We start from the raw sequence: 8,293 nt of genomic DNA, 5'->3' as shown, positions 1-8,293 counted from the left end.
CTGTTCAACGGGCGTCGAATCCGGCTGTTAACGATAGTCGATCACTTTACTCGTGAGAGTCTGGCGATCGAGGTCGAGCCACGGTTCCGCGGCCAAGACGTCGTGCTGGCCTTGGAGCGAATCGCGGAGCATCGGAAGCTGCCCAAGACGATCCAGGTCGACAACGGCCCGGAATTTACGTCCAAGGCACTAGATCAGTGGGCCTACGCTAATCAGGTCGTCCTCGACTTCAGTCGGCCAGAAAAGCCTACCGATAACGCCTTCATCGAGTCGTTCAACGGCAGCGTGCGAGCAGAATGCCTGAACGAAAATTGGTTCTTGTCATTGAAGGACGCCAAGGAGAAGATAGAATCCTGACGACGCGACTACAACGAACATCGACCACACAGCGCCCTGGGCAACCTGGCCCCCAGGGAATTCGCTTCATCTGGCCAGGCTAGCCTGGCCAGATGAAGATCTCTGATTTTCTCACTTGAGCTGGTACAGATAAGGGGAGCGGTTCAATCCCAGGCCGATCTTTCATAACGCCTGGTACAGAAAATGGGGGCAGGCCACCATGTCTTCGTTGGCGAAAGTGTCTCAGGGTGGATGCCAAGTCGGCCCTTCACTTAATAATGCGAAATCACCTGCTAGAAAGTGCCACGAGTTTGAGAAATTCTAACTACGGCATACCTTTCGGCAGTTGGGATGTTCTTCAGCGAAGAATAAATATCCCCAACCAGAACGGTGGGAAAGACGTGGCCGAGAGATATTGGCCAGTATATTATCAGTTCGCTTGATACTGCAGACTTTGTCGCAAAAGCTCGCCCGCACGACCTTCGAGTTCGAGCAAACGCTGGTCAGCTTGCGGAGGATAGCCTTGAATGACGGTGGTTGCTTCAGCATGCCAAATACATAGTTCCAGAAAGTCAAACCAGGGCATCCGTGGACCTTCAGGCGATTCTTCCATTTCAGTCAGCCATTCGTCGATAAACGACTTGGCATCAGCCAGTTCCTGCCGGGCAAGATCGGGCTGGCCTGTTTCGTGAAACGCCAGTGCCATAACAGGGGAGGCCATCGTGCCAAAGGGCCCTCCCTCGTCATGGATGCGAAGCTGAGAGAGAAGCTCTAAAGACCGCTGCGCGTTGCCAGCGCGGTAGTTTGCGATTCCAGCAGAATATTTCAAGATATGATTTAACATGAGACGGCTATCAGCCGGGCCGACAGGGAACGGCAATCGCTGTCCAGGCGGACCCTGTCCTGGTTTGGGACGAAAGCTCATGCCCCGGTGTCCAGGCCGGTCAATATCTTTCTGATCTTGCTCGAATATGAGTGCCTCCATTTGAAATGCGAGAGGTTTAATCTCGTGTTCTGATCGTGGCTGGATGCACATTGCACGAACGATCATTGGAATCTGACCTAAATCGTCGGTCGTTTCGAGCTGAGATTTCATCCGATCGCAGACCTCTTGGTAGGCCTTGTTTTGTTTCGGTAAGTAGCACAGTTGAGGAACACCCCACCAAGCGGGATTGTTGGCAGGTTCCCCAAGATTCAGGGCAAAGACATAGTCATCCGCTGCGATATGCCAGCCTCCAAGGCGAGCCAGCAAGGCTCCGCGGCCCGACCAAGCGAAATAGTGATTGGGTTGCAGTTCGATCGCCTTGGTATATTGTCCCAAGGCCAGTGCCCAACGTTGCTCATCCGCATTGGCTCGAGCGCTATCGAGCAATACGTTGGATTTCTTAAGTTTGTCGACCGATTCGACTGCTTCACGCCGAAGTTGTTCCGTCTCGCGCTGCGCGATGGTTGCATTGACTGCTTGCCAAGTACTGATGATCGTTCCAGAAACCAAAGCGGAAAGAACAAGTACCGTTGCAACGAACATCGTTCTGTTACGGCGAGCAAATCGCGTGAAACGATACCAACTTGAGGGAGGTCGTGCTACGACCGGTTGCTGATCGAGAAATCGCTGCACGTCACGAGCCATGTCAGCAGCAGTCTCATCGCGTCGTCGTCGATCTTTCTCAAGCGACTTCATGACGATCCAATCGGGTCTCCGCGTAGTTCGCTGGCCAAACTTCTCGTTGACACGCTGCGATTCGTCTTACGCGTGGTTACCAGATTTGTATTGGCCGTCAATCTTGCACTCGGTCGAGGAGGATCTTCCTCGCGAATCATGCGACGCATTTCGTCAAACGATGCGGTTTGAAGACGATTCTGGTCAAAGGGAGTCTGCTCTGTCAGAAGCTCGTAAAATAGGACGCCCAACGAGTAAATATCGCTCCTCGTGTCGACATCCAGCGAATTCATTTCGGCCTGTTCAGGGCTCGTGTACATCGGCGTGCCGATCATCTGAGCGAAACGCGTGTAGATGGTCTTATCCGTGAGTGGTTCGTGGATTGCCTTAGCCACGCCAAAGTCGATTACCTTAACGACGGCCTCGGCGTCATGCAGCGTGACCAAGACATTTGACGGTTTTAGATCGCGATGGATGATTCCCTTTTGGTGAGCATGCTGCACGGCGTGGCAAACATCCAGAAACAGTTCTAATCGCTGTCGAATCGTGTTCGCGACAAAATCTAGTAATGTGGACTCCGCGAACCAGCTCCATCACGAAGTAAGGTTGGCCTGTCGAGGTGGCACCTCCATCAAAAATATGGGCGATATTGGGATGGTCCATCATCGCTAGGGCCTGGCGTTCCGCTTCAAATCTGGCCATTGATTCCAGGGAATTAGCCGCCGATTTGAGCAATTTGATCGCCACACGACGACGTACGGGTTCTCGCTGCTCAGCTACGTAGACTTGACCAAAGCCACCTTCGCCAAGTTTTTCCAGCAGAGAGTAGTTCGCGATCAATTCGCTCCCTTCCAGTGTCGGAGGAACCAAGTTGCCTCCGCTATCTCGTCCCCAGGTAGAGTTCATGGAAATCGCATCCGCGGCGGATTTAACTTGCCCTTGGAGTGCTATTCTCTGAGAAGTCTCTTGGTCGAGGACATTCATCGAACGATCGTGAACCGAGAGTAGTTCGGCAACGGCAGCTTTCAATTCGTCATCATCGCCGCATTCCACGTTGATGAAAGCATCTCGCTTGGCACCCATGGGAATATCAAGTGCCATAAGGAAGATCGTTTTTTCGCGATCAAAAGTCATTAAAAATGGGCTACCGATCTCAATCTAATAAAGGAGCAGAATGTCCCCAAGCGACGAGGTTGTCTACTTAGAATATGCGAGATTTAGATTTCAGTGGTGCCAAAAAACGGAGGTAATTTATTGCCGCTCGATTTCGCGTTGAAGCCAGGCTCGGGCAAAGCTCCAGTAGCGTTTGGCTGTTCGGGACGATATTCCCAGCGTTTGGGCGGCTTCATCCACCGTCAGTCCACTGAATAGCGCAACATCACCAGTTTGTAAGAGTCCGGATCGGACGTCTGTAGCTTGGTGAGAGCCTCGTCCAATGCCAAGATCGACTCGCTTTCATTCCTCGAGTTACCAATGATTTCGTCAGCCAACTCGACGATGGCATGATCGCCCCCCCTTCTTTAGACTGGATCGGCGGCGTGCTTCTTCGATGAGTATCCGCCGCATAGCCGCGGCAAAGAAATGTCCTCGATTATCCCAATTTCCACTTTCACCCACCAACCGAAGATAAGTTTCGTGTACGAGGGCAGTAGGCTGGAGCGTATGATCCACCACTTCCTGAGACATCTTAGCGGTGGCCAACTTCCGGAGTTCTTCATACACCAGTGGTAGAAGTTGTCCCAACATATAGATGACTTGGAAGGCCTTGTATTTCGGCACAAATACTTGGGGGCGAGCCAACGCGACCGCATAATGATTAGCCAAGCTCACGCGTTGTCGGTGAGATTTGTTGGCTGAAACGTACTCGGATCGATCTATGTCTCGGAGAGCATCTATACCCTATGTGATCCTATTCAAAGGATAACTTAGGAACGGATAGAGACGTTCGATTGACGATCCAGATGCCTATCGAACCAAGCGGCTATTCGCAGATATCGAGGACCCTTGGCCCCAATGCATCCTGACGAACTTGAATTCCTAGCCCAGGCTGAGTCGAGGCTTTCATCTTTCCACCGACCCTTTGGGGCGCTCCTTCCGCCGTACTGACAGTGACATAACTGTTAAAGTCGGTCGACGTAAAGCGGAAATTTTCCGGCGTGCTGTGTGCCAAGTGAGCGATTGCTGCCGTGGCGATGTCACCACCCCAACTATCTTCCAATGTCATCGCGTAGCCGGTCGCAACGCAAAGATCTCGCAGTTGTCTGGTTCGGGTTAAGCCCCCGAGCTTGCTGATTTTCAAGTTTACCAAGTCCATTGCTTTGTCGGCCTTGGCTCGTAAGAAAGCATGCAAACTATCGATGTTTTCGTCCAGCACAAACGGATGGTCTGTTTTCTGGCGAACAGTTAAGCATTCTTCGTAGGTAACGCAAGGTTGTTCGATATAGACATCCAGATGCTTTACCGCACGCACCACACGAATCGCTTCGTGAAGAGTCCACCCAGTGTTGGCATCGGCCACCAGGCGATCGGAAGGGGAGAGAACCGTGCGAGTCGATTCAATTCGCTCGATATCGGTGTTGGCGTCTCCACCCACTTTTAGTTGAAAGCGGCGATAGCCTTCTTCCCGGTACTGTGCGACATTGGCTGCCATTTCCTCTGGCGGAAGCTGCGAGATCGCACGGTACAGTTCGATCGAATCCCCGAAACGACCGCCAAGCAGTTCGCATACCGGCATTTTGGTGAACTTGCCGAGGATGTCCCAGCAGGCGATGTCAACGCCAGACTTCACGTAGGGATGTCCTTTGAGTGCGAAGTCCATGACTTCGTTGACTTTGACAATCTCGCGAGGATCGAGGCCGATCAAATGCGGGGCCAACTCTTTCAGACCGGCTCGTACACCTGCTGCATAGGCAGGCAAGTAGACTGGGCCGAGAGGGCAAACTTCGCCATAACCCACAAGCCCGCACTTGGTCTCAATACCCACAATCGTGGAGTCGAATGTAGTGACCGACTTGCCTTGGGCCCATTTGTAGTTCGTCTCGACCAGTGGGAGGTCGACTTGATGGGCAAAAACTCGCGAGATTTGCATGACCGTACTTTCTAAGACGCTGCTGAACTCTACCGTTGGTGGCAATTTCGCGACTACGGGTTTCGAGGTAAGCTTGAACGACATTCGGTTGTTTTAATGTCACTAGCTTAGCGATGCTTTGTTTGGGAATCTTGGTATTAGACGGTAGCTAAGCGTGATTCTGCGCACAGAACTGCTTAAAGAGTAAAATCTCGTTAATCAAAAGCCGCTTCGGATTAATTGCTTCTTTCAGCAAGCAAGCGGTACGGCTTCTAGATCACTTCACAACCAGGCGTCATGATGGGTTCTTGTGGCACGATCCCCGCAGCTTTTAACATGTTGTGCGCATTTTGATGGTTTTCTAGTGACTGGATGCCAAGTGTGGCGGCCACTATCCAAATACAATGAAGATCAATTAGCCTATCTCAAGGAAACAGGAATACATGCGACATAAAACTCTCCAGTCGAAGTTGTTCATTGAAAATCGGGCTAAACTGACCAGTCTGCTTCCCAAGAACTCGATGGCCATTCTCAACGCCAACGATGTGCTCCCGACCAACGCGGACGGGAGCATCAAAGTCATTCCTAATACCGATCTCTTTTATCTTTCCGGCATCGAACAAGAGGAATCCATTCTTCTGCTTTATCCGGACGCTTACGAGCCGAAGCATCGAGAAGTCCTGTTTCTACGAGAACCGACCGAACAGTTGCAGATTTGGGAGGGGACCAAGCTGACTCAAGATCGCGCCACCGAGATTTCGGGGATCAGCAACGTGAAATGGTTGAAGGATTTTCCTCTGACGCTTCGCGACTGCATGCTCAGTGCTGACGAAGTGTTCCTCAATACCAACGAGCACCGGCGTGCCGCCGCCATCGTCGAGTCTCGCGATGATCGGTTCGTAAGAGAGTGCAAACGTGACTTTCCCTTGCATACCTATCGCCGACTAGCACTTTTGTTGCATCAACTGCGGGCCGTGAAGTCTGATTTAGAGATTGAGTTGATCCAGCAGGCCGTTGAGATCACCCACAAGGGTTTCAATCGGCTTCTTCAATACCTGAAGCCTGGTGTGACGGAGTTCGAACTCGAAGCCGAGTTGATCCACGAGTACACCAAAAACCGCGGAGCATTTGCCTACACGCCGATTATTGCGTCTGGCAAAAATGCATGTGGCCTGCACTATATCGACAATGATCAAGTTTGCCAGGATGGCGACCTTGTGCTGATCGATACCGGGTCGAACTACGGAAATTACAATTCCGACATGACCCGTACAATCCCCGTAAATGGTCGTTTCACCAAGCGGCAGCGAGAGGTGTACGACGCTGTCCTACGTGTTATGCAGGCGTCGATCGATGGAGCCGTCGCCGGTAAGGCGCCCCGCGACTGGCATCATGAATCCCAGCTGATGATGAATGAGGAGCTACAGAGCCTGGGACTACTCACTAAAGAAGAAGTAGCCCAACATACACGTGAGAAACCAGCGTGCAAGAAGTATTTCATGCATGGATTGGGACATTCATTGGGATTGGATGTTCATGACGTTGCACCGGGCAACGCGTCGTTTGCACCCGGTTGGGTGATAACCGTAGAACCAGGTATCTATCTGCCTGACGAAGGCTTCGCCATTCGATTGGAAAATGACATCCTGATTACCAAAGATGGCCCAATCGATCTTATGAAAGACATTCCTGTTGAGGCGGATCATATCGAGTCGATCATGCAGGAAGCCTCCGCCACGTCGTAGCTGGACTAAGGAGGAAGGTCCTGCCGGGATGGCTTAGCGCATTCAAAACCCTCAGATCGGTCAGACGGCCATGGCCATTGGGATCAAAAGATCCTCGTTCTCAATTTAAAGTCAATCTTTGTGGTCATCCACTCATGCGTGGATGACTTAGATTATGTAGCCAAGAGCAGCGAATGGATTTAGTACTGCTTGACTACAATTGGAACCCGAAGGAAGCGTTAAATCCGAAGAACCCCAAGCTGCCTTCTTCACTTGTGGCGTTCCCCACATCTCCCCAGGTTTGGCCTTCCAGGGCAACGCTGCCAAAAGGTTGCCAGCATCGACGTCGGCAACCTTGCCAGCGTAGGCCAAGTTCCACTTCGCCGATTGTCATGACCTCGTCTCGGCTGGCGGTGGTCGTCGTCGTAAATGGCGTGGTCAGGTCGAGATCCTCCCCTGCAGTTAAACGACTGGTCGCCTCGCCAAAGAGTATCGATCCGCGAGCCTCAGAGAAGAGCTCGATGCGGTTAGCTACCGGAACCGATGCATACAGTCCCATGGTGGGCCCAATCCCCGAAAGACCATGTTCATAGTCGATTTGGCCGGTGAGTGCTCCCGAGGCGTTAGTAGTTTGAGCGAGGTAATTCTGATCGATCTCGGCATAGCGTAAGCCACCGAACGCTCCGATCCGCCAATGCGATATGCAGTACTGACGCGTAACATCAAGATCGAGCGTATAGGCCGTCAAGCCGGTGCCAGCTTGGAAGGTGCTTCCAGGAATGGAGGTCGAAATATCGACCGTGCCGAACGGCGGAGGTGTGATAGAACCAAATCCATTGGCCGGCGGCTGGGCAGTCAATACAGACGGATCGTTATCGAAGTGCCACCAAGTTGCACGAAAACCAATCTCTTCGTTCATTTGAAGGCCGACGAATACTCGCGGCGCGAACTGCAGATCGTAGTCGAATTCCACTTGCGAAAAACTCTCGAACGACGATCCGTCAGACTCCATCAACGTATATGCAGGATTGGAAGTGAAGTGAGGCTTAAGGAAAGTCGCCTCAAAGCCGGCAAACCAATGCGCTTCGCAGACATTGGGGTGACAGGTCTGGAAGCTTCCTTGCATCGGGGCCGAGTCCATAAAGACTTGCGACTCGAGGATCGATTCGTTAACAACGCTGTTCGTTAACTCGACGTGCGAGGTATGCCGAACTGCCTGCAGCGCTTCCGTAGGTGGACTGGGCCGGGCCACCAATTGCTGGGTTGATTTCAACTCGCCGCTTGTTGGCAGCCGACTGGTGGTGAGCCTCGTTGGCCGAACCTCTGCGCGTACGCTCTGCACGAGGGGCAAAGCGATTGTCGCGAGTTGAAATAGAACGGCGAGAGCTAGCGTTCGAGTTAACATCGTCCGATGACCTTGCGTAATCCGTTTTTGCAGGGGGATTGCTTGCTGCAATTACTTTTCGGCAGTCTAGGGGGAATAATCCAACTTTTCCGGTTGGATTG

The 8,293-nt window shown here is 52.2% G+C and carries 5 protein-coding genes and 3 pseudogenes; 2 read left to right on the top strand and 6 right to left on the bottom strand.

The window, feature by feature from the left end; all coding sequences use genetic code 11:
- Positions 1 to 453: pseudogene (locus HOV93_RS12720) on the top strand (integrase core domain-containing protein); the annotation flags it as partial.
- Positions 454 to 766: 313 nt separating this feature from the next.
- Here HOV93_RS12720 and HOV93_RS12715 read toward each other — a convergent pair.
- The 5 genes and pseudogenes from HOV93_RS12715 to HOV93_RS12695 form a co-directional block, all read right to left on the bottom strand.
- Positions 767 to 2,017: a hypothetical protein gene (locus HOV93_RS12715; protein WP_207396861.1), complete on the bottom strand. Its 1,251-nt coding sequence runs from the start codon at positions 2,015 to 2,017 to the stop codon at positions 767 to 769.
- Positions 2,014 to 2,902, bottom strand: a pseudogene (locus HOV93_RS25800) (serine/threonine protein kinase). Before HOV93_RS25800 ends, HOV93_RS12715 begins: the two are co-directional and overlap by 4 nt.
- 345 nt (positions 2,903 to 3,247) lie before the next feature.
- Positions 3,248 to 3,486: pseudogene (locus tag HOV93_RS26605) on the bottom strand (ECF-type sigma factor).
- Complete coding sequence (locus HOV93_RS26600; RefSeq protein ID WP_390814339.1) at positions 3,479 to 3,742, bottom strand: ECF-type sigma factor; 264 nt, start codon at positions 3,740 to 3,742, stop codon at positions 3,479 to 3,481. The pseudogene HOV93_RS26605 and the gene HOV93_RS26600 overlap by 8 nt, the downstream one beginning before the upstream one ends.
- Before the next feature lie 235 nt (positions 3,743 to 3,977).
- The gene (locus HOV93_RS12695) at positions 3,978 to 5,084 is read right to left on the bottom strand and encodes a cis-3-hydroxy-L-proline dehydratase (RefSeq protein ID WP_207396859.1); all 1,107 of its coding nucleotides are present in this window, start codon (positions 5,082 to 5,084) and stop codon (positions 3,978 to 3,980) included.
- Between the two features lie 422 nt (positions 5,085 to 5,506).
- On the opposite strand from HOV93_RS12695, the gene HOV93_RS12690 reads away from it, so the two are divergent.
- Positions 5,507 to 6,808, top strand: a complete 1,302-nt coding sequence (locus HOV93_RS12690) for an aminopeptidase P family protein (RefSeq protein ID WP_207396858.1) — start codon at positions 5,507 to 5,509, stop codon at positions 6,806 to 6,808.
- Positions 6,809 to 7,001: 193 nt separating this feature from the next.
- On the opposite strand, the gene HOV93_RS12685 is transcribed toward HOV93_RS12690, so the two are convergent.
- Positions 7,002 to 8,192 (bottom strand): Lpg1974 family pore-forming outer membrane protein, encoded by a 1,191-nt coding sequence (locus HOV93_RS12685; RefSeq protein WP_207396857.1) that lies wholly within the window; start codon positions 8,190 to 8,192, stop codon positions 7,002 to 7,004.
- Between the last annotated feature and the right edge of the window lie 101 nt (positions 8,193 to 8,293).

Source organism: Bremerella alba, assembly GCF_013618625.1.
Taxonomy (GTDB): domain Bacteria; phylum Planctomycetota; class Planctomycetia; order Pirellulales; family Pirellulaceae; genus Bremerella; species Bremerella alba.
This window is presented reverse-complemented; position numbering and strand designations above follow the sequence as displayed.